Raw genomic sequence first — 22908 nt, 5'->3', positions numbered from 1 at the left:
TAATGATTTCAAAAGGATTGAGTTTGGGATGTACTGGGAGAGGAGAGTAAAATAGCGTCAATACATCTGTGCTTTTTGCACCGGTTCTGATCTGTGAATACGGAGTTCTGCATGAAATATATTGGTGCCCATGTCAGCGCCAGCGGTGGTGTGTTTAATGCCCCGGTTAATGCGCATGAAATCGGGGCAAATGCTTTTGCCCTGTTTACTAAGAATCAGCGGCGCTGGCAGGCAAAACCTCTGGATGAGCTGACGGTACGGAAGTTCAGAGCCAGTTGTGAAAAACTGGGATTTACAGCCGATCAGATTCTGCCCCATGACAGTTATCTGATTAATCTGGGGCACCCGGAAAGTGAAAACCTGCAAAAATCCCGGGATGCGTTTCTGGATGAGATGCAGCGTTGTGAGTTACTGGGGTTGAAGTATCTGAACTTCCATCCTGGCAGCCACCTCAGGAAAATTGATGAAGCTGCTTGTCTGAACCGTATTGCAGAATCCATCGACTGGGTTCTGGAGCAGACAGAAGGTGTTATTGCGGTTATCGAGTGCACGGCCGGGCAGGGTTCTAATCTGGGGCATAGTTTTGATCAGCTGGCTGCAATTATTGATCAGGTTAATGATAAAAACCGGGTCGGTGTTTGTCTGGATACCTGTCATATGTTTGCTGCCGGTTACGATCTCAGAACCGCTGAAGCCTGTGACAGCACTTTTGCTGATTTTGATCAGACTATCGGTTTTAACTATCTGTATGGTATGCATCTGAATGATTCTAAAGGTGGACTGAACAGTCGTCTGGACCGACATCATAGTCTTGGTAAGGGTGAAATTGGACTGGAATGCTTTCATTGGCTGATGCAGGACGACAGGTTCAATGGCATTCCTCTGGTGCTGGAAACCATTGAGCCTGAAATCTGGGCGGATGAGATTCAGATGTTAAGGCGTTTTGAACTGGGTGAGGTCACCTGATGAAACATCGTCCCCACGGCAATATCAGCTTCGGTAATTCCAGAGAGATCAGCAGTACTCAGCAAGAGCCGCATGAGGAACTGGTTGAACGGGTTATGAAGCACCTGTATCAGCCGTTTAAAAAGCCGTTGCAGGAACATAATATTCAGGCTTTTCAGCAAGCTCAGTCCTGGCTTGTCAGCCAGAATAAGCCACTGATTCTGGATAGCTGTTGTGGTATAGGAGAAAGTACCCGCAGGCTGGCAGATATGTTTCCTGATCATGCTGTCATTGGCGTTGATCAGTCGGCAGACCGGTTAAGTCGTCAGCATGGTGAATTGCCGGATAACGGGTTGCTGGTCAGAGCTAATTTACTGGATTTCTGGCGGTTAGCCGTTGAAGAAGGCTGGCAGCCAGAGCGCCATTATCTGTTGTATCCCAATCCTTATCCCAAAAAGAGCCAGTTCAAATTGCGCTGGCACGGAGGGCCTGTTCTGCCCTTTATTGCTCAGCTGGGTGGGGTTTTTGAATGTCGTAGTAACTGGAAAATTTATGTCCAGGAAATGGCAATGGCCTATGGTTTACTGAAGTCTGAAGGACTGCTGTTTTTATCTGAGGAAGATGTTCAGTTTAAGTTGCAGGGTTTTGCCGATGAAGTGCAGGCCATAAGGCCTGATCCGGTTATGACACCTTTTGAGCGTAAGTATCTGGCCAGTGGGCAGGATGTTTTTCAGTGGATTTTTGCCGGGCAGGGTGCTGAGGCAGATTAAGGAAGTGTAATGATGAAAACTGAAATGGAGCGTCAGCATATTGTGGTGCTCAGTGGTGCCGGGGTAAGCGCTGAAAGTGGTATTAACACCTTTCGTGATTCTGACGGACTCTGGGAAAATCATCGGGTTGAAGATGTTGCTACCCCTGGAGCCTGGCATAAAGACCCTGAACTGGTACTCCGCTTTTATAATGAACGACGTCAGCAGATTCGTGGTGTTGAGCCTAATGCTGCCCATAAGGCGCTGGCCAGCCTGGAAGATCATTTTAAAGTGACCGTGATAACCCAGAATATTGATGACCTGCATGAACGGGGAGGCTCTTCTGAGGTTTTGCATCTGCATGGTGAAATCTTTAAAGCACGCAGTACCCTGGATGAACGTCTGGTTTACGATCTGGGGCGGAACGATATCTATCCGGGAGATCTGTGTGATAAAGGTAGCCAGCTCCGGCCACACATTGTCTGGTTCGGTGAAGATGTGCCCTGTTACCCTATTGCCCACGAAATCACACAGACAGCTGATCTGATTATTGTTGTTGGTACATCTTTGCAGGTGCAGCCCGCTTCCTTTCTGGCCAGTGCGGCACCTTATCACGTTGCCCGGATTGTGGTTGATCCGAAGGCGGAAGCCGATGTGCCAGCTTTTTATCTCAGAGAGAAAGCAGGTGCCGTTATGCCGTCTCTGGTGGAATATCTTTGTGAAAAAGGCATTAGCGATCTGTCTGGCCTTGAAAAGCTGTAACCTGACTCGCATCTGCTTTGGTGATTAAAGGAGGCGGAAGCCTCCTTTTTTATTGCTATGTTTAAAAGAGAGGGTCTTAAGCTCTGTTTCCACGTGAGTCAGGCATGTTGTTTGCTGTGTATTTTTCGAGCAGTGATCGGGCTCTGTAATGTTTTTATATCAGACTTTCGTGAAGTATCTGACGTATAATGTCAGGATAAGATGTATTCATAGTTTATGTTTTTGTCGGCAGGTGTATTCTGTGCATAGATTCGGACCAGGAAAAAATAACATGCGAAACAGACTAACGGGTTTTAAACAAGGGATTTTGCTTTCTGCCTGTCTGGGCTTAGCTCCGGCTTCTTTGCTTGCTGCCAGCTCAGACTGGGTTTATGCCGTGTTGCAAGGCGATACCCTGTCTGAGTTTGGTAAGCAGTATCTGCGTAAGGATATCGACTGGCGTCAGGTACAGAAGTTGAATCAGATCAGAAATCCGGATGTGATCCGACCCGGACAGAAAATCCGGGTGCCTTCCAGCTGGCTGAATGCACAACCTTCTGCCGCAGAAGTGGTTGCCATGACCGGTGATGTGCGTGTTCAGCGTAAAGATAGTAATGGCAGTGCTGCCCTTAAAATGAATGACCGGCTAGTGCTGGGGGATCGTTTATCCACTGGTGACGACAGTAGCATTACCATTCGCTTTGCCGATACTTCGGAACTGACTCTGCTGCAGAACTCTGAGCTGATTTTTGATCAGCTCAGTCTGTTTGGTGATTCTGGTATGGTGGATTCTAAACTTCGTCTGAGTCAGGGCAGTGCTGAGGCCAGAGTCAAGCCAAGAATGGATGCCAGAGCCCGTTTTGAAATTCATACTCCATCAGCCATCTCTGCGGTTCGGGGAACAGAATTCCGTTCGGTATATCAGGAAGGTTCTGCGGCAGCCCGCGTTGAGGTTCTGACCGGAGGCGTTGCTGTCGCCGCCGAAGGTGTCAGTCAGCTGGTTCCTGCTGGTTTTGGTACCCGGGTTAAGCAGGGTGAAGCACCGGTTCAGCCAAAAGAGTTATTACCTCCCGCAGAATTTATGCCAGTGGCCAATGAGATTATTCAGCGTAACTACAACCTGCAGTGGCAGCCTTTGCAAGGGGCTCAGGCCTATCGTGTGCAGATCTCAGATACCCCTCGTTTTTCTACATTAAAGACAGATGAAATTATTCAGCAGCCCGGTTTTTTTCTCCCGCAATTTAATAATGGGGATTATTATCTGAGGGTACGCGGGATTGATAATCTTGACATTGAAGGCCGTGGCAGTGTGGCGCAGCTACCTTTGAGAGTACAGCCTTTGCCTCCTCTTATGGTGTATTACCCGTGGCAACAGGCCGTTGTCGGCAATTATTATCAGTTCAGCTGGTCAGCGCCGGAAAAAGCGATTCGCTGGCACTTTCAGGTGGCACGGGATGCTGATTTTTCAGAGATTGTGTCGGATCAGCAGGATCTGGGGCAGAGCCTGAGTCAGAAAGTCTTCCTGGACCAGCCTGGAGATTACTTCTGGCGAGTGGCCAGTGTTGATGAAAACGGAAATAAAGGTGTTTTCTCTCCAGCCGCTACACTGAATGTCCAGAGTAAGCATAGAATCCTGCAGGGAGACTGGCTGGCGGATCGTCAGACCGTTCGTATACAGATTCCGGGTTTGTCTCATGACCGTTACAAGGTACAGCTGGCAGCTGATACTGAATTTCAGCAGATACTGGAAGAGTGGAACCGGGGGCCGGGGGAGCTGGAACTGGACCGTTTTATGTCTGTACGTTATATCCGAATCGCTTCGGTAAAAGGAGAACAGCATGGGCAATGGGGAGAGTCTCAGATGATCGCTCCGGATATTCATAATGATACGGCTGCTCTGATCAGCTGGCTGTCAGGCGCTGCGTTCCTGTTATGAAAATCAATATCCGTGCCGTCTGGCCTGTGCTGATTCCTGTCACAGTAATACTGGTATTGCTGCTATTCGCGCTGTCATCTTTTTCCAGACATTCTGATCTGTTTTTTTATGACACCTGGATGGGAAGTGCTGAGCGGCCTGCCAGAGATGATATTGTGATCATAGGTATTGATGACAAGAGCATTAATGAGCTGGGGCGCTGGCCCTGGAGCCGGGCTCAGCACGCTCGTTTGCTGGATAATCTGACAGAAGCCGGAGCCAGGATTATCGGCATGGATATGATTTTTTCTGAGCCTGAATCACCCGCTGCTGATCAGGCTCTGGCCTGGGCTATACGTACTCATGGACGTGTTGTGCTAGCTCTGGCACCTGAAAAGACAGGTGTCGGTGATCAGATGAGAGAGTTACTTCCTCTGACTGATTTTGCTATTGCAGCAGGGGCTATGGGACATGTACATGTCGATCTGGATGAGGATGGTCATGCCCGCAAAGTCTTTCTGCAGGCGGGGCTGGAGTCGCCACAGTGGCCGCTTTTTGCGCTGGCAGTTGCTCAGCAACTGGGATATGAAATACGTTTATCGGAGGTTTCTTACCTGCAAATGCAGTATGAGGAGGCTCTGGAAGCTTTTACAGGAAAAACAACGGGCTGGGTGAGGGTGCAGCCAGTTTTTATTCCTTTTGCCGGTGGTGATCAGCATTTCAAACACTTTTCATATGTGGATGTACTGAATGATCGGGTGCCTGAGGGGGCGTTCCAGGGCAAGATTGTCCTGGTTGGAGCCACTGCGACAGGGTTAAGTGATATCCTGTCGACGCCCAGGCAGCGAATGGCAGGTGTGGAGTTTAATGCCAATATTGTTCAGGCGTTACTAGAAGAGCGTCAGATTTTGCCGCTATCGCCTTATCACTGCCTGTTATTGATGCTGGCGATGGGTGTTTTTTCTTTACTTGTACTCTGGCAGCTGGCTTCTCGATTTCTTTATTTGCTCTTCCTGCCGCTGTTATTGATGCCACTGGCGATATCATGGTTGCTGTTTTCTGTCAGTCAGATCTGGTTTGCGCCAGTGAATGCTGTGCTGATGCAGGCAGGTATTTTTCTGTGTGCTGCATGGTGGCAGGCATTTAAAGCCCGACGAAAAATAAGCACATTGAATGATCAGGTTTATCAACAGCTTAACTTTGATACGCTGACTCACCTGCCTAACCGTAATATGCTGAGCCAGCAGATCAGTGAAGAAATTACCCGTGCTCCGGATAGTCGCTTTGCTCTTGTTCTGATTCAGCCTGGCGGACTTAAAAGTATTAATGATCGGTTTGGTTTGCAGGCTGGGGATCTGGTGCTGCTGAATATTGCCCATCAGATTAAGACTGCCGTCAGTCATAGTCATCCGGTGGCCCGACCAGGTGGTCTGGAATTCTCTGTGCTGATATGTCAGCAGAACAGTACAGACGAGATCCGGCATATTGCTTCCCGGTTGATTGCGTTATTGCAGCAACCCTGTGAAGTTAATGGGGAGTCAATTTATCTGACACCTTCTATTGGTATCAGTATTTATCCGGATGATGGTCGGGAAACCGAGGTGCTTATTGGCAATGCCTATACGGCAATGCATAAAGCCAAAACTGATAGCCGGTCAGATGTATGCTTCTATTCCCGGCAACTGAAGCAACAGATTGAGCATACTGGATCTCTGGAGAGAGATTTGCGTAAGGCTCTGCCTAATCGCGAGTTCCAGCTGTATTACCAGCCTCAGGTCTGTTCTGATGAGGGGGATGTGATTGGCCTGGAAGCACTGATTCGATGGCATCATCCTGTCAGAGGGATGGTGTCGCCGGGTGAGTTTATTCCGCTGGCGGAGAAAACAGGACTGATTCTGGGGATCGGAGACTGGGTGCTGGAAGAGGCCTGCAGGCAGGCTGCCTCCTGGAGAGGCCAGGGGCTGAACATTCGTATGGCGGTAAATATTTCAGCCCTGCAGTTTAATCACACTCTGGTTGATAAGGTACGTACTGCACTGGACGTTAATCAGCTGCCACCGGATAGTCTGGAGCTGGAGATTACAGAATCGGCTCTGGTGAACGACCTGAGTGAGACCCGTGATACTCTGGTTGAGCTGAAAGCCTTAGGCGTGCAGATTGCGCTGGATGACTTTGGTACAGGGTATTCTTCACTGAGTTATCTGAAAACATTCCCGCTGGATCGGTTGAAAATTGATCAGAGTTTTGTCCGGGATCTGACAACCAATACAGAAAGCGCTGATATTGCACTGGCGATTATCAATATGGCACACAGTCTGAATCTGAAGGTGATCGCTGAAGGCGTAGAAACCCAGGAGCAACAGAAATTCCTGCAAGGTCAGACTTGCGAAGAATTACAGGGTTACCTGTTCAGTAAACCGTTGCCTCCGGATGAGATTGTATCTGTATTGATGGCCAGAAATAGCGGGCAGTAAGCCGCTATCAGGCAAGCGTCAAAATGGACTTTGAAGGGTAGCTTCTTTGATGTACCCGGTCTTTGCTTTGCATTACACTTGGCGCCCTTGTTGTTACGGGGGTGCCCATGTCCAGACCATTTTCCCTTCCTATGCCTGCAGCGCCTGATGCAGAACGAAAGCCGTTCTCTGCCAGAGGGTCACGAGTGAACCGGTGCCCCGGATGTCTGATGGCACTGTCGGCCTGTATCTGTGATCTCAGACCTGAGAACGTGCCCTGTCGCGCCCGCTTCTGGTTACTGATGCATCCGGAAGAGATTTATAAACCGACCAATACCGGACGTTTGCTGGCAGACTGTTTGCCGGATACCCGGGTATTTTACTGGTACAGAACAGCTCCCGATGCTGGATTACTGGCTTTACTGGAAGATGATCAGTATCAGCCCTTCATTATTTTTCCGGATGACATGGAAGACTATGCCCATCGGGTCGTCAGTTTTGAGCCTGTTATGGCAAAGAGTCCCGATAAAATACCAGTCTTTATTATTCTGGATGGCACCTGGCGACAGGCCCGGCGTATGTTCAGAAAAAGTCCCTATCTTGCAGCATTGCCGGTATTACCGCTGAAAACAGATCGTCTTACCCGTTATGCTTTGCGAAAACCGGCCAGTGACCAGCATCTGTGTACTGTAGAAGTGGGTATAGAGTTGTTGAAACAGGCGGGAGAAGCTATAGCCTCAGAGGCCGTGGAAGCTTATTTCTCAGCATTTAATCGCCAGTATGCCGAATCCAGGGGAATGAGAAAAGAGGTGCTCAGAAGGATTCAGGGTGAGGCTTCAAGTGATACCCTCTGACGGTGAATAAAAAAACCGATTCAGATAAAATCTGAATCGGTTTTCAGAGCTGATGTGGGGCATCAGTTCAATAATCTGTATCACTGAAAATCAGCTATAATAGCTATTCAGCTTAGTTGATTATTCCAGCCCGTCCAGGAAACGTTCGGCGTCCAGAGCAGCCATACATCCTGTGCCCGCTGAAGTGATAGCCTGACGATAAGTATGATCCATAACGTCACCGGCAGCATACACGCCTTCGATACTGGTCTGAGTGGCATTACCTTCCAGGCCTGATTTAACTTTCAGGTAGCCATTTTCCATGTTCAGTTGTCCCTGGAAAATATCTGTGTTTGGTTTATGGCCAATGGCAATAAAGACACCCATCACATCAATATCCTGAGTGGCATCAGATTCCGTACTCTTTAGCCGTAAACCTGTGACACCCTGCTCGTCACCCAGAATTTCTTCCAGAGTATGATTCCATATGATTTCAATGTTGCCATTTTCTGCTTTCTCAAACAGTTTGTCCTGCAGTATTTTTTCAGAGCGCAAAGAATCGCGGCGATGAATCAGAGTCACTTTCTTCGCGATGTTCGACAGGTAAAGCGCCTCTTCTACTGCAGTATTACCACCACCGACAACGGCGACTTCCTGATTGCGATAGAAAAAACCATCACAGGTCGCACAGGCTGACACGCCTTTACCCATAAAGGTTTCTTCGCTTGGTAACCCCAGGTACTGAGCGCTGGCACCTGTAGCAATAATCAGAGCATCACAGGTATAGACGCCGTTATCCCCTTTCAGAGTAAATGGACGCTGGGTCAGCTCTACTTCATTGATATGATCAAAAACAATTTCTGTATCAAAGCGCTCAGCGTGCTTACGCATATCTTCAACCAGCTGAGGGCCCTGAATGCCATCAAATGCACCTGGCCAGTTATCCACATCGGTTGTTGTGGTCAGCTGTCCGCCCATCTGCATGCCCGTGATAATCACAGGCTTCAGGTTGGCGCGGGCAGCGTAAACCGCTGCGGTATAACCTGCAGGGCCGGAACCCAGAATAATCAGTCTCTCGTGACGGCTTTCGCTCATTATTTTCTCCTGCCGGGCCTGAGCCCTGTATTCATTTCAATGATCTCTTGCGACCAATATAAGGGCGAAGTTTCAGAATGCCAGTGTCTGCTTATATCAAAAAGCTATTTGGTCATCCGATCTTCTGGTAAAGGCCGGTGCAGATCTGTCCTACAGGGCCAATATTAAAGGATTCTGAACAATGATGAACAGACTAATAAAAAGATCATAATTTGGCGAATGGGTAATGCAGATGGGTTACATAGGTATAGCCTATGGTGCCTGTGTATCGGGTTAATCGGGCAAATATTTATCTGTTACGAAAAGGAAAAGCCCTGACTATTCAGGGCTTTTTGGTAAACAAAAATACTGTGATACTGGATTGGTTAATGAATGCCTGAACCTCGTTCAGACCTGATAAGGTGTCACTATCAGGAGTCATCCTCCCGTCTGAGTTCAACGCTTAACAGTTCACCCTCCATATTGACTCGGATTGTAATATATACAGGAGCGCAGCAAGTCTGGCAGTCTTCATAATAGTCCTGGTCTCCTCCTGTGGTATCTACGGCTGTTTCCAGTGCAGACCCGCAATAAGGACATTGCCCATGTACCGCGGTGAGCATCTCCTCTAACATAAACGCTCCCTCCGGATCGTCTCAGTTCTGGCAGATACCTGTCGCGCTTATCTGCCAGAGTAATCTTTCGTTAACCTTATTCCTGTTGGCTGTAGTGAAAAGAAGAGTTCTTTCGTTCGTTTCTGCTAATGGCGTTTAACCTGCGCTGAGTGGGCGCCTTTTAATAGTCAGTAACTATTCACTTCACGAATTTAACTATAGCCTGGTCTGATGGTTTTGCAGAATTTTTTTTAATTTTTTATTCACAAGCATATCTCTGGTCTGACGCGGAGTGACTAATCCGTATTCAGTAATAACTGATGCTGTTCCTGTTGTAGTTGTTCGATAATCAACAGCAGTTTCTCCATGTCCAGAGGTCGGGGCAGGTATTCATTAAAGCCTGCTTTTAATGATTGGCTGATCGTACTGTTGTCCTGAGTGCCATTGATAGCGACCACAGGCACAGTGGCAGTACGTGGACTGGCTTTCAGAATTTCCAGAACCTCTTCTGCGCTGAGGTCCGGCATATCCGTGTCCAGTAGTATCAGGTCGAAGCTGTGCTTGAGCGCAAGGTCCAGTGCATAGCTGGCATTATTTTCGGTAAAGAGCCTGATATCTTCTCTTTGTTGTAACATCGTCTGAATCTGTTGCTGCCGAATCGGATCATTGTCAATATAAAGAATACTGAAACGGCTCTGGTGGTGCTCTGTCCTATCAGTTGTCGAGGCTATGGGAATATCCAGTGTAAAAATGCTGCCAGAAGGTTCCGCTGGCTGATAGCTGATCTGGCCATACATCATCTGCATCAGTCGTTTGCATATTGCCAGACCAATGCCTGTGCCTTCTACTGCACTGTCTTCTGCGCCAAGGCGATTAAACACCTGGAACATCTGAGAGTGATAGTCCGGATTAATGCCTATACCAGTATCACGGACTCCGACTGACAGAAAGGCCGGATCACTCTGTTCCAGAGTAACCTCGATATGGCCCTGATCGACGTTATATTTAACTGCATTGGACAGCAAATTAACGATAACCTGTTTCAGTCGGGTTTTATCGGCCAGAATATTCGGGATGTCTGTCAGGTTGTGCTGAATGCTGATTGTGATCTGTCGGGTACTGGCCAGTTGTCTGATCAGGCTGATTGATTCATCAATGATATTGCGTACGGGTACAGATTCAATCTGAAGATTGATCCGGCCTGACTCCATGCGAGCCAGATCCAGAATATCATTTATCAGTGTCAGCAGGTGTTGTCCGGATGAGTGGATCTCTTCTGCATTTTCCCTTTGCTCATCGTTGAGCCCATCGCTGAGCATAATCTGAGAAAATCCCAGAATCGCATTCAGGGGGGTGCGCAGCTCATGGCTGACGCTGGACAGCAGCTGTGATTTTGCTTTATTGGCCTGCTCTGCCTTTTCCCTCGCTTCAATCAGAGCCTGCTCTGTTGCCCTTTTATTGATACCCATACCAAGAATATGTACCACCCTGTGAACAAAATCTTTCTGTACAGGGGAGCTGAGAGTGTCAGAAGGCAAAGAGAGAACCAGGACACAGCTTTGCTGGTTTTGTTGCAGAGGGATGGCATAAAGAGTATGGGTCTCTTCGAGGATGCAGATACCTGCCGATTCTGATTTCAGCTTCAGTTCTCTGGGGATCTGATGTTCTGCAACCTGTTTGCACAGGCTGAGGGTCATGGGTATTTTCTGGCAACCCTGGTCTGTGCAGTCTCCGTGCTCGATAACGGTTCTGAGTCCGGAGTGATCGGTCGTGTAAAGCGCGAGTTGTTTCCAGCTCCAGAGATTTTTCAGTTCCAGTTGTCTGCGGCACTGACTGAGAAAGGCTTGCATTGGCAAGTCCTCGAGGCATAAAGCGAGCAGTATGCTCAGAGTGTTTTCCTGGCGGGCTTTTTGCTCCAGTAGCTGTTGCTGGTAGTAAATTTCGCTCTGATCTTCGTAGAAGGCGACATAGTGAGTAAAATGTCCTGCCTCATCTGTCACTGCGGTAATGTTGACATGGTGCAGGGCTTCCCGTTCTTTTAGCTGATTCCATAACTCCCCCTGCCAGTGCCCTTTGTCATAAAGGCTCTGCCATATATCCCGATAAAACTGCTCCTGATGCCTCTTGGAGCGAAGCATGCGTACATTATGGCCTTTCAGCTGATGTCCGGGATAGCCGGTAAGCTTACTGAAAGCCTGATTCACCCTGATAAAGGTGCCATTACGGTCCAGGATCGCAATGGGTTGATGAGCATCAAATGCCGTAGCCAGAAGTTTTAATTCTTCTGACACATCCATGTGGGCAGAGATAAGCGACATAATCGGTGACCTTTACATAAGTAAACGAGATGTTGCTCTCGATAACATTATGGACGTTATTGCTTTTTAAAGTGGAATTCAAGACGCATTTTTAGCATCAGAACTCTGAATAAGCTTATGCCTGCTCTCTTTTACCATATTTCTGGCATGGTTTTTATTGAATCTGCAAAAGCTGATGTAATTCGTCGTAAATGCCGGGAGATGCCACAATCATCTGTTCCCCGTAAAAGGCCGGAGGGATGTCATTCGGACATCGATCAAGATGACCAGCTGTGGCTCCGGCCTGAAGGGCAATCAATCGGGCTGCTGCAAAATCCCAGGGCTTAACTGTCTCGTAATAAGCATCAAGGCGACCACAAGCGACATAGCAGATATCCATTGCTGCGGACCCGCAACGGCGTATATCCTGGCAATGACTGAGTACCTGATGTAATCGGGGGAGTAGTGCTGGAATCTGTGACTTGTCATAGGGGAAGCCTGTTCCAATCAGGGCATGTTTCAGCTGTTGCTGCTGGCTGACGCGGATTGGTTGATCATTCAGGCACGCGGGCTGTCCCTGTATAGCCAAAAAGCATTCATTCAGTATCGGATTAAATACTACGCCGACTTTAACATCCCCGCCCTCTGCATAGGCGATGGAAACAGCGACATGTTGCTGGTCATGAGCGTAATTCACTGTGCCATCAATCGGGTCGATGATCCAGAGTGGTTGCTGAAATATGCTCGGGTCGGAATAGTCGCTGGCCAGTTCTTCAGACAGGATATTGTGAGCCGGGAACTGTTGTCGGATTGCAGAGCGTATCAACTGGTCTGACTGGATATCGGCATTTGTGACCAGTTCATGTCCGGATTTGTAGTTTCTGATTAATTGATCCTGGCGCAGTTCCAGTATTAGCTGACCAGCCTGTAGTGCAATAGTCTTTGCCTGTTGGGCGATATAGTTCAGGTCTTCAGATGTGTTTTCCATCGTGATGCTCTTCTGTCAGGTGTTAACTGTTGGGGCAGTGCCGCTTTTTTTCAGAATTCTTGCCCGCTATCAGGGCGTGTATTTTTATTCTGATTCAGGAAGATCTCAGATGGAATAACTGAGTGTGTTTTATATGTCTGGTGATATCGTTCGGTGACGCCTGAGTCCGGTGAGACAGGCACTGTCCTGAGGCGGGTTTGAAGTGTGACCTGTTGGTCATTAAGGTGTTGTTAAGCCGGAACTTATTTGTTAAATTTCCAGATGGCAGACAGCAAAAAGCCCGGTTTGCATAAGCAAACCGGGCTTTTTAAATTTGGTAGCGGGGGCCGGATTTGAACCGACGACCTTCGGGTTATGAGCCCGACGAGCTACCAGGCTGCTCCACCCCGCATCGACTGGCGCACATTATAGACAGGTTTGATGTTATGTCAAATTTTATTTTAAAAATAGTTGTTGGATGTGCATAACACGGATCACAGAATACCCATATTTCTGTCATGGATTTGTCACCCGGAAGCCTTAAATATGGGAGTGCAGAATGAATTATCGAAAGCAGAGGGAATTTCAATGAGTAAAAAAATAGCCCTGGTAACTGGCGGAACTGGTGGTATTGGTACAGCTATTTGTCGTCGTCTGGCTGATGATGGCATGCTGGTTGTTGCAGCTTATACAAACGAAGAAAAAGCCAGAGCATGGCAGGCTGCGCAAAAAGAAGATGGCTATGATTTTGAAATCAGTCATATTGATGTAGGGGACTTTGAATCCTGTCAGCAGGCCTGCCAGGAGCTGACAGAGCGGGTTGGTCCTGTTTCTGTACTGGTGAACAACGCTGGTATTACCCGTGATGGCTTCATGAAAAAGATGAGCTGGGATCAGTGGCATGAAGTGATGAAAGTGAATCTGGACAGTGTGTTCAATATGAGTAAAGCCTGTCTGGAAAATATGCTGGAGATGAAATACGGTCGTATTGTTAATATCTCATCTATTAATGGCCAGAAAGGTCAGATGGGGCAGACAAATTACTCTGCGGCAAAGGCAGGCATGCATGGCTTTACTAAAGCGCTTGCCCAGGAAACAGCTCGCAAAGGTATTACTGTTAATACGATTTCTCCGGGCTATATTGCGACCGATATGATTATGAAGATTGATGAACCGATTCGTAACTCTATTATGGATGGCATCCCGGTCGGACGTTTTGGTACACCAGAAGAGATTGCGCGCAGTGTATCCTTCCTGGCAGGAGAAGAGGCTGGTTTCATTACAGGCTCTAACCTGGCGATTAATGGTGGGCAGCATATGTGCTGATGCTCCGCTGTTCCCCCCCCGATATATTCGGGGATACTGAAGAAATAGTGTCTGAGCTGTTTCTTGTATAGAAAGAAGCCGGAATATGGGAATTTGTGACATTTCTCCCTGTTTCCGGCTTCTTTTTTCTTATAATCAAATGACATCTTGTATAATGCCCTGTGGTCACATAGATTTAGTGTGTATAACGGCTAAGCTTATTTACTTTATCAGGGTTGAGTTGTGGCATTGAACGTATCCGGACAACAAGCAGCATTCCAGTTTAAAGGCGGGGCTCTGACAGTGACTACGCTGGAGTTTTTTACTGCTGATGTCGGTTATATCGAGCGTGAGCTGGAGCAGCAGACCCGAAGGGCACCGGCATTTTTTAGTCATACTCCGGTTGTACTGGCTTTTGAACGGTTATCTGGTGACGAGATTGTTTCTCTGGAGCTGATTAGTGCGGTCTGTAAACGGTCCGGACTGATGCCCATCGCCGTTCGCTGTGCACAGGATGCGATAAAACAGTCTGCCTGGGCTCTGGGCCTGGGATGGTTTCCACCCCAGAGTGAGAAAAGGTTACAGGAAGTAAGCAAATCCAGAGAATTATCTGTTAAACCTGCCAGGATTGTGAGAAATCCGGTGAGGTCCGGGCAACAGATTTATGCCCGGGACAGTGATCTGATTGTCGTAGGCTCTGTGAATGAAGGCGCAGAAATTATTGCCGACGGCAATGTGCATATCTGGGGTTCTTTGAGAGGTAAGGCGATAGCTGGAGCTCAGGGGAACCTGGATGCCAGAATTTTTTGTCAGCAGTTTAAAGCTGAGCTGGTGTCCATCGCTGGTGTTTTTCAGACTTTTGAAAAAGAAGAATGGCCTGAAAATGAAACCGTGACTGAGATTGGGCTGGATGGCGACAATCTGATTATCAGATGAATAGTATCTGTATTGTATTGAAACATGGTTAATTTAAAAACGGGAGTCTGTTTTTGGCTAGAGTAGTTGTTATTACCTCAGGTAAGGGTGGGGTTGGCAAGACAACCAGTTGTGCGTCTATAGGTACGGCTCTGGCTATGCAGGGGTTTCGTACCGTCCTGATCGATTTTGATGTTGGCCTGCGTAACCTGGATCTTGTTATGGGATGTGAGCGTCGGGTGGTGTACGACCTGATTAATGTGCTCAGTGGTGAAGCGAATTTAAGCCAGGCTCTGATTAAGGATAAGCGAGTTGATGGACTCTATATGCTACCTGCTTCTCAGACACGGGATAAAGATGCCCTGACAACAGAAGGTGTTGAGCAAATCATCAATGAATTGAAAGATGATTTTGATTACATTCTGTGTGACTCTCCGGCAGGTATTGAACGAGGAGCGATCATGGCAATGTATTTTGCTGAGGCCGCAGTGGTTGTGACCAACCCTGAAGTGTCTTCTGTCCGGGATTCAGATCGCATTATCGGCTTACTGGACTCCAGGACCCGAATGGCGGAAGAAGGAAAACCCGTTTCTGCTCAGTTGCTGATTACCCGTTACGATCCGGAGAGGGTTGAGCACGCTGATATGATGTCGGTGCAGGATATTGAAGAAATTCTGGCAATTCCTCTGGTCGGTGTTGTGCCTGAATCTGATGCTGTACTGAGAGCATCCAATAAAGGAACCCCGGTTGTTCATGATAAAGAGAGTGATGCCGGTCAGGCGTATCTGGATACGACGGCCCGTTTCCTGGGGGAAGAACGTCCGATGCGTTTTCTGGAAGTTGAACGAAAAGGATTTTTAAGCCGTATGTTTGGAGGCCGCTAATGAAAAGGCTGCGTGATTTTTTTCAGCGGGACCAGGACGCTTCTGCTAATGTAGCACGGGAACGTCTTAAGCTGATGATTTCTCAGGATAGAATGCAGAGAAATCAACCAGACTTTCTGCCTCGTTTGCAGAAAGAACTGATTGAAGTAATCCGGCGTTATACTCATTCAGCCAGTGATGATATTCAGGTCAGCTGCCATGCGCTGCCTCATCGGTCACAGATTGAAGTTAATGTATCCTGGCCAAAGAACACGTCCTGAACAGGATTTCTCTGGCCTTTCAGTAATCTATAAGGACTTGGACGTTGAGTTCACAGCCCACATTTTTCTGGCACGACTATGAAAGTTTTGGTGCCGACCCCAGAAAAGATCGTCCGGCCCAGTTTGCAGGTATTCGAACTGATCTGGAATTGAATGAAATCGGTGAGCCTGTAGAGTTTTTTTGTACACCCGCCGATGACTTCCTCCCCAGCCCTGATGCCTGTCTGATTACGGGTATTACCCCTCAGCATGCGCAACAGAATGGTTTTCCGGAAGCTGAGTTTATCCGTTTGATTCATCATGAGTTGAGTAAGCCGGGTACCTGTGCTCTTGGCTACAATACGTTGCGTTTTGATGATGAGTTGACGCGCCATACTCTGTATCGGAATTTCTATGATGCCTATGCCAGAGAGTGGCAGAACGGTAATTCTCGCTGGGATCTGATTGATGTTGTCAGAACGGCCTATGCACTGCGCCCTCAGGGAATCGAATGGCCCGTTAATGAAGAGGGATTACCCAGCTTTAAGCTGGAGCTGCTGACGGCAGCCAATGGTATTGAACATGCTGGTGCTCATGATGCGGTTGCCGATGTCAGGGCAACCATTGCGCTGGCCCGTTTGCTTCGCTCCTGTCAGCCTAAGCTGTTTAACTACCTGTTTACCCTCAGAGATAAACGAAAAGTGGCGGACCAGCTGGATATTGTCAGCAAGCGGCCGGTGCTGCATGTGTCTGGTATGTTTGGGGCTGCTCGTGGTAATGCCGCTATTGTGGTGCCTCTGGCTCAGCATCCTTCCAATAAAAATGGCGTAATCTGTTTTGATTTGTCGGCAGATCCTTCTATTCTGGCAGAGTTAAGTGCTGATGAGATTCGTCGCAGGGTCTTTACTGCGCAGGATGAACTGGATGTCAGTCGGATACCTCTGAAGGTGATTCATCTGAATCGATGTCCGATTGTGCTTCCGGTGTCTATGCTGGATGCTGATGTTGAAACGCGTACAGGCATTAACCGACAGCTTTGCGAACAGCACTGGCATAATCTGCAGGTAGTGCCTGATCTGACAGCTAAATTGCAGCAGGTATTTGATGATCGTTATAGTGATCGTCCCGTTGAATATGATCCTGATTTAATGCTGTACTCCGGAGGGTTCTTCAGTCCGCAGGATAAAGAACAGATGGAAGTCGTGCGGCAGACAGCCCCAGAAAACCTGGCGGGACTTAATCTGGCCTTTAAGGATGCCCGGTTAGAAGAGATGCTATTCCGCTATCGTGCCCGGAGTTATCCGGAGTATCTGTCCGGGGAAGAGCAGCAGAGGTGGGACGAGTATCGCTGGCAGCGGATCAATGACCCCTCAGCCAGTAATATGACTCCTCAGCAGTTTAATCAGCGTCTGGTCGAACTGAGCCAGACAGAGCTGTCTCCGAAGCATCGGATTATTCTGGAAGACCTGGTGTTGTATGTTGAATCACTGGTTCCCTCTCATCTGTTCTGATTAAAGTCTTGCTTGTCTGTATGCCTGAATATCTGCTAAGCCCTGTGATTGGGGCTTAGCAGTATTTCTTTGTTATTGATCAACTGCTGGTAGCCTGGCTTTCAGGGTACCTGAGTCTGAGAAACGGGTTGAACCACTTTGATAGCTGACAATCAGCTGGCGGCTTTGATTTCCGTTGATCTCTTTATTAAACAGCTGGCTGATATCCTGTAAAGACAGCTGTTCTACCGCTGTGGCGAGCTGTTGCCGTCGGTCAAATCCGGTATACTCCAGAGCCATATCCCTCCAGTAACCCTGAGAGCGGGCTTTCAGGTGGTCATCTTTTTCCAGCAGGTTGGCAATAAGGCCTGCTTTTTGCTGCTCAAATTCCCGGTCTGGCATATCAGGTAGTTGCTGGCTGAATGTCTGGATAAACGTATTGCTGCGCTGAGTGATATCTTCCGGGGTATGCCCTGGCGACTGAACAATCAGGCTAAGCCCCGGTAGCTTCATCATAGGGTGATAGCTGGCAAAGACAATGTAGCCTAGTTGTTGTTGAGTACGCATTTCATGGTAGTAAGGCGCCTCCAGCAGACGGGCGGCCAGCATCCATAATGCCTGGTCTTTAATTGATGCTGACTGTCCCTGATAGTAGTGAACGACAGCGTTGTCATTGTGTTCAATCTCCGGCTGATGCTGAAGCAGGTTCTCAGTCAGGGCGTGGACTCGAATACCGGGTACATCCTGTTTGGTCAGAGTTGGCTTCAGGGTACTGATGACGGTATTAAAGCTGTTCAGAGCCTCTTCTTGTGTCATGTTGCCAATGATCATGCTGTCGATATAGATCTGGCTGAGAAATTGTGACCTGAATGCTTCAAGGTCTTTCAGTGTCAACGGTTCGATTGCACTGAGCAGTTGTTTCTCATTCCAGTCTGGCGTCATAAGTACCGCGGATGTTTCTCCCATTATCTGATGATACAGAGGGGCTTTGTCGGCATTTTTCCAGCGCTTGATCAGGCTTTGTTTAACCAGTTGCCAGCTTTCCTGATCAATTGGAGTCCGGGTCAGTAGATAAAGTAATTTGTCCAGCAGTTGGTGTTGTTGTTCATCGTATCCGCCCAGCTGAATTGTTATACCTCTGATATGCTTGTACACGGTGTAATCCAGGCCAGCAAGGCGTGCAGGATAGGCAAATTCATTGCTGACCTCTTTCAGCCAGCTGGATAGCATCTGGCTGAGTACCGCATTACGTACAGATTCAGAGCTCACAGGTGATTGCAGGCTGAAATACTGCTGTGCTTTAGGGGTGTTGAATTCGGTGTCATGACTGAACCAGAGTGTGGCCTGTGGGACGGGGCTGATGTTTATAGGGCGGGTGGGTTGAGCTTTCTTCAGATGTAAATTACTGGCAATGAATGGGTTGGGTTCTGGTAGTTTAAAAATATTGCTACTCAGTGGCACAATCTTATCTGATGATGCCGCTTTGAAAGCATAAGAGCCATTAAACCACGGTGATACCTGGTCTGTTTCTGCGTCAGGGCTGATACGGGTGATCAGGACGTTGTCCGGGGTCATATAACTCAGATATTCTCTGATCAGCGATTCGTTGAAGTTATCCATCAGATAAGGAGCGACCAGCAGGTCCTGCGCAGGATAACGAGGCATGCTGAATGCCAGGTTGCTGACATAATGGATGGGGGATATCTGCTCTCTGAAGCGAAATTCCTGTTCCGCCAGTACTTTCTGCTCCTGATATCGCCATAGTTCAATGCCGCTCTGATTTAACAGTTGCAGATAGCTAAATACAGCATTGATCACTTCAGACTGATGTTTGTAGCCGTCTTCTGTCAGGTTTATGGCGATGCTGAACAGGCTGTTTTCACGAGTACTTATGCCTCTTCCGGCAGATAAACCTGTCGCCCAGCCTCTGGCTTTTAATGCAGATAACAGGCTGCCATTGCCTTCGTGGCCGATCAGGTTTGCCAGGTATCCAGTGGGTTTTTCCCGATAAAAGGGTGTGCTTTGTGGTATCGGAAACTGAAGCTTGAGTTCGTGCCTGGCCTTAAGTGGTTTGATGGTCAGTAGTCCCGGCAGCTGACCTTCGGTAAACAGAGGCTGATTAACCTCTTTTACTTTCAGTTCTCTGTTGATAACCGGGCTGAATAGCTCACGAGCCAGCTGTTCCAGCTGATTCAGTGATTCCTTGCCCAGAATAACCAGCGACATGCGGTTGGCAGAATATTCTGTCTGGTAGAAGTTGAGCATCGCTTCACGTGTGCTCAGAGCTTTGCCTTTACTGCTCAGGGTTTCCAGGCTGCCGGTGCTGAATTTACTGTAGGGGTGTGCCGGATTGATAATGGCTTTCAGTATGTCGAACTGGCGGCGACCATCATCTCTCAGTTTTGACTGATATTCCGAATGGACAGCATTGATCTCTCTTTTAACATACTCTTCGCTGAAGAGTGGGCTGATAAAGAATTGAGCGAAGCGATCCAGGGTAGGGCTAAGGTAATCGCTATCTACTTCAAAAAAGTAATTGGTGTCTTCAAAAGAGGTGAACGCATTGTGGCTGCCACCATGTTTCGATATAAAGCTCTGATATTCACCCGCTTCAGGGTACTTCTCTGTGCCCAGAAACAGCATGTGTTCCAGGAAGTGTGCCAGTCCCGGATAATCGTCGGGGTCATTGCCGCTGCCGGTTGCTACGTTCAGTGCTGCTGCGGCTTTGTCGGTATCCGGATCTGAAATGACAATAACTTCGAGTTGATTCTGCAGGGTCAGGCTGCGATAACTACGGGAGTCATTCTCGCTTTTTATGATGTCTGTCGTGGATTGATTGGGCATAAGTGAGCACGCTGTTAAAAAGAAAAGACCTATAAAACTAAGTAACACTCGGCTTGAGGCAGGCATTCTGATCTCTCTTATTTGTCCTGATGTCTGATCTATGACTCATATCCGGGCGTTGGGTTCGGATATTTATGAGGTATAACGAAATCGTTTGCTGGTTGGTTCGGATACTGCTCTGGATTGATTGGCTGGATTATTAACCAGTTCTGATACCGGGTAGTATTCCAGATAATCCTCCTCAGCTGTCTGAATGAGTTGCTCTGCTTCCGATATATCGCTATTCAGCCAGCTTTCTGCATCCTGTCTGTGAATAACGACGGGCATGCGTTCACTGACCAGATTAATAAAAGAGTTAGATGCAATAGTCAGTATGGCAAATGTTTCATACCAGGTATGTTCTGATGTGGGATAACGTATGCATACCCCGGCCAGGAGAAAGGATCTGTTTTCTGGTCGTCGGATAGCAAAGGCTTTTTTGTGCCGGGTATAGCGTTTCCACTCATAGTAGCCGGATACAGGTATCAGGCAGCGTCGTGTAAGAGCTTCCTGAAACATGGTTTTATCGCTGAGAGTTTCACTTCTGGCAAGATACGGGGCGTTATCCAGTACTTTGAGCCAATGAGGACTGTATCCCCAGTAGGCTTCGGATACACAGGGGACTCCGGTCGTCTGATCGTTACAGATGATGCTGACGAATTGTTTAGGAGGGATATTGTAACCGGTTAGTACGGGTTGTCTGACCAGTAGAGGGTCGTGCAACAATTTTTCTGTATTAAATGGGGTAACAATCAATCGGCCGGTCATCAGGTGCTCACTTTGTTTCTTCCGCCATGCTTGGCGCGGTACAGGGCTTCATCAGCGGCTTTGATAACCTGTTCTGGTGTTTTATTCATCCCTTCTCTCTGGGCAACTCCAATGCTGATGGTTACGGAAACAACGGAGCTGTCTTTCTTCTGTGTCTTCTGTATTCTTGTATTTTTTCGTCCACGCATATTTTTACCTTCATCGTTATCCTCCGGACGGTCCTCATCTCTGATTCGCATCAGATAGCCTGCAATAACTTCTCTTACTATTTCAAGGTGAGGTAGTGTATGTTGAAGGTCTCTGCCTGGAAATAATATGGTGAACTCTTCGCCACCATAACGAAATGCTTTACCTCCTCCGGTCACTTTTCTGATTTTTGCTGCGACCATTTTCAACACCTGATCACCAATGTCATGACCATAGGTATCATTAAACTTTTTAAAGTGGTCCACATCCATCATTGCAATAGTATAGTGGCGACCCAGTTTAGCCAGTTGTTCGTTCAATGCTCTTCGGCCTGGTAGTCCTGTCAGGTCATCTTTAAATGCCATATTAAAGGTTTCATGCACAATGGCGCCGACCAGAAGTAAACCGGCCAGGAACATAAAAACTGGCAGGTAGCCTGGAATTAATAATTGCTGGCTGACAATAAAGAGAATGACCAGGGATGAGAGCAGCGCGGCGTTTGTTGTTGATGGTTGAGTAATAATGCGGATTGCCATCGCCAGTAGAGCAATAATAAAGGCTATAAATGAAAAGGGAGCGATGTTAAGCCAGTCGGGGTGCATAGAGGGCCAGAAAATCAGGGTAAAAAAATGGAGGACACCCGTATAGTGGTTTTCTGCCACCAGCCAGACAAAAAATACCTGAATCGCTATAGCGGCTGTTTTTGTAAACAAATCGCTGATCAGTGAGCCTTTTTCAGCCCAGAATGCAAAGAGGGCGATATTCAGAGGGCCAAGTATTGTAATGGCGTTAAATACAGTTTCTATTGTGAACTTGTTCCATGACAGGCCAACAGGGCCTGTCAGGGTTGAAAATGCCCAGTAAGAAATCACAAGGACCAGAAGTGTCATCAGAACTCTGAGGCGTCCGTATACCAGGCTAAGTGTTGTTGCTGCAGTGAATGCTATATAGGGTGCCAGTGAAAATAGTCCCTTTACTGTGACAGAAAACTCCTGATAGCCGAAGTGGGCAACAGGTATGGTAATCATCAGGAGTGCCAGAGGGATTATTGTTGACTCTTTTAGCTGGCTGATTAATCGATGCATTGTGCATTCCCCTTCGATATGCTGAGGCTAGATTAAAAGCTCGGTCAGGGAAAACAAGGTTTTTTCGTAGCCAGGAGAATAAAATTTTGATTGGAATGTAAAAAATTAAAAATAAGGGTTGTACTCTGCTTCCAGGTGCGTATAATACGCCCTCGCTGTCACGGGGTGACCCGATGAACAGCAGTAACCAATTGTTTTTACTGAGTTTTACTTTTAAGTCTCTCTCAGGTTCTTTTCTCTCTTCTCAGGAAGAATCGGAAAAAGATTAAAAAATGATTGACTCTGAGGTCTGCTTCTGTAAAATACGCAGCCTCGGTTGAGCGAGACGAGTTTGTCGCTTAGCCTGCTCTTTAAAAATTCAGTCAGATAATTCGTGTGGGCGCTTGCTGTGATGATCTGTGAAAAGTCACAAGATTATCAGAGTAAGCAACCCGAATTCATTTTTGTGTTCACTGTCAATTCTTCGAATTGATGGGGTTGTTAACTTTGAGCTAAGTTTGGATTGCCGGTCTTCGGATCAGTCAATCAACGATTTTAAACTGAAGAGTTTGATCATGGCTCAGAT

General features: G+C 47.6%; 18 protein-coding genes and 1 tRNA gene. 11 read left to right on the top strand and 8 right to left on the bottom strand.

Annotated elements, in window-relative coordinates:
* The first annotated feature begins 111 nt into the window (after positions 1-111).
* From nfo to H4O21_RS11400, 6 genes are all read left to right on the top strand, one after another.
* The gene (gene nfo, locus H4O21_RS11425) at positions 112-966 is read left to right on the top strand and encodes a deoxyribonuclease IV (protein ID WP_182809003.1); all 855 of its coding nucleotides are present in this window, start codon (positions 112-114) and stop codon (positions 964-966) included.
* Entirely contained in the window at positions 966-1715 is a 750-nt protein-coding gene (gene trmB, locus H4O21_RS11420) for a tRNA (guanine(46)-N(7))-methyltransferase TrmB (RefSeq protein WP_182809002.1), read from the top strand. Before nfo ends, trmB begins: the two co-directional genes overlap by 1 nt.
* 9 nt (positions 1716-1724) lie before the next feature.
* Positions 1725-2456, top strand: a complete 732-nt coding sequence (locus tag H4O21_RS11415) for an SIR2 family NAD-dependent protein deacylase (protein WP_255487274.1) — start codon at positions 1725-1727, stop codon at positions 2454-2456.
* 271 nt (positions 2457-2727) lie between these two features.
* A complete protein-coding gene (locus H4O21_RS11410; protein ID WP_182809001.1) occupies positions 2728-4371 on the top strand; it encodes a FecR family protein in 1644 nt (547 codons plus the stop codon).
* On the top strand, positions 4368-6824 hold the full coding sequence (locus tag H4O21_RS11405) for a putative bifunctional diguanylate cyclase/phosphodiesterase (protein ID WP_182809000.1): 2457 nt from the start codon (positions 4368-4370) through the stop codon (positions 6822-6824). The genes H4O21_RS11410 and H4O21_RS11405 overlap by 4 nt, the downstream gene beginning before the upstream one ends.
* Before the next feature lie 107 nt (positions 6825-6931).
* The gene (locus H4O21_RS11400) at positions 6932-7657 is read left to right on the top strand and encodes a tRNA-uridine aminocarboxypropyltransferase (RefSeq protein WP_182808999.1); all 726 of its coding nucleotides are present in this window, start codon (positions 6932-6934) and stop codon (positions 7655-7657) included.
* A gap of 120 nt (positions 7658-7777) precedes the next feature.
* On the opposite strand, the gene trxB is transcribed toward H4O21_RS11400, so the two are convergent.
* The 5 genes from trxB to H4O21_RS11375 all read right to left on the bottom strand — a co-directional run bounded on the left by trxB (position 7778) and on the right by H4O21_RS11375 (position 13000).
* Positions 7778-8731, bottom strand: coding sequence for a thioredoxin-disulfide reductase (trxB, locus tag H4O21_RS11395; protein ID WP_182808998.1), 954 nt, complete (start codon positions 8729-8731; stop codon positions 7778-7780).
* 410 nt (positions 8732-9141) lie between these two features.
* Positions 9142-9345, bottom strand: coding sequence for a CPXCG motif-containing cysteine-rich protein (locus tag H4O21_RS11390; RefSeq protein ID WP_255487273.1), 204 nt, complete (start codon positions 9343-9345; stop codon positions 9142-9144).
* A 275-nt stretch (positions 9346-9620) separates the two neighbouring features.
* Positions 9621-11642, bottom strand: a complete 2022-nt coding sequence (locus H4O21_RS11385) for an ATP-binding protein (RefSeq protein WP_182808997.1) — start codon at positions 11640-11642, stop codon at positions 9621-9623.
* Between the two features lie 154 nt (positions 11643-11796).
* The gene (locus tag H4O21_RS11380) at positions 11797-12609 is read right to left on the bottom strand and encodes an inositol monophosphatase family protein (protein WP_182808996.1); all 813 of its coding nucleotides are present in this window, start codon (positions 12607-12609) and stop codon (positions 11797-11799) included.
* A gap of 314 nt (positions 12610-12923) precedes the next feature.
* Positions 12924-13000, bottom strand: a tRNA-Met gene (locus H4O21_RS11375).
* 176 nt (positions 13001-13176) lie between these two features.
* Between H4O21_RS11375 and phbB the strand changes: the two genes are divergently transcribed.
* The 5 genes from phbB to sbcB all read left to right on the top strand — a co-directional run bounded on the left by phbB (position 13177) and on the right by sbcB (position 17442).
* Positions 13177-13914 carry an acetoacetyl-CoA reductase gene (gene phbB / locus H4O21_RS11370; protein ID WP_182808995.1) on the top strand — a complete coding sequence of 246 codons (738 nt, stop codon included), beginning with the start codon at positions 13177-13179 and terminating at the stop codon, positions 13912-13914.
* 222 nt (positions 13915-14136) lie between these two features.
* Positions 14137-14829, top strand: coding sequence for a septum site-determining protein MinC (gene minC / locus H4O21_RS11365; protein ID WP_182808994.1), 693 nt, complete (start codon positions 14137-14139; stop codon positions 14827-14829).
* A 53-nt stretch (positions 14830-14882) separates the two neighbouring features.
* Positions 14883-15692 carry a septum site-determining protein MinD gene (minD, locus tag H4O21_RS11360; RefSeq protein WP_182808993.1) on the top strand — a complete coding sequence of 270 codons (810 nt, stop codon included), beginning with the start codon at positions 14883-14885 and terminating at the stop codon, positions 15690-15692.
* Complete coding sequence (gene minE, locus H4O21_RS11355; RefSeq protein WP_182808992.1) at positions 15692-15952, top strand: cell division topological specificity factor MinE; 261 nt, start codon at positions 15692-15694, stop codon at positions 15950-15952. The genes minD and minE overlap by 1 nt, the downstream gene beginning before the upstream one ends.
* A 44-nt stretch (positions 15953-15996) precedes the next feature.
* A complete protein-coding gene (gene sbcB, locus H4O21_RS11350) occupies positions 15997-17442 on the top strand; it encodes an exodeoxyribonuclease I (protein WP_182808991.1) in 1446 nt (481 codons plus the stop codon).
* Between the two features lie 72 nt (positions 17443-17514).
* Here the strand turns inward: sbcB and H4O21_RS11345 are convergent, their stop codons facing one another.
* From H4O21_RS11345 to H4O21_RS11335, 3 genes are all read right to left on the bottom strand, one after another.
* The gene (locus H4O21_RS11345) at positions 17515-20265 is read right to left on the bottom strand and encodes an insulinase family protein (RefSeq protein ID WP_182808990.1); all 2751 of its coding nucleotides are present in this window, start codon (positions 20263-20265) and stop codon (positions 17515-17517) included.
* 132 nt (positions 20266-20397) lie between these two features.
* Positions 20398-21027: an SOS response-associated peptidase gene (locus H4O21_RS11340; RefSeq protein ID WP_182808989.1), complete on the bottom strand. Its 630-nt coding sequence runs from the start codon at positions 21025-21027 to the stop codon at positions 20398-20400.
* Between the two features lie 44 nt (positions 21028-21071).
* Complete coding sequence (locus tag H4O21_RS11335; protein WP_182808988.1) at positions 21072-22343, bottom strand: GGDEF domain-containing protein; 1272 nt, start codon at positions 22341-22343, stop codon at positions 21072-21074.
* Between the last annotated feature and the right edge of the window lie 565 nt (positions 22344-22908).

It is taken from the genome of Oceanospirillum sediminis (assembly GCF_014164585.1).
GTDB classification, from domain to species: Bacteria; Pseudomonadota; Gammaproteobacteria; order Pseudomonadales; family Halomonadaceae; genus Oceanospirillum; species Oceanospirillum sediminis.
This window is presented reverse-complemented; position numbering and strand designations above follow the sequence as displayed.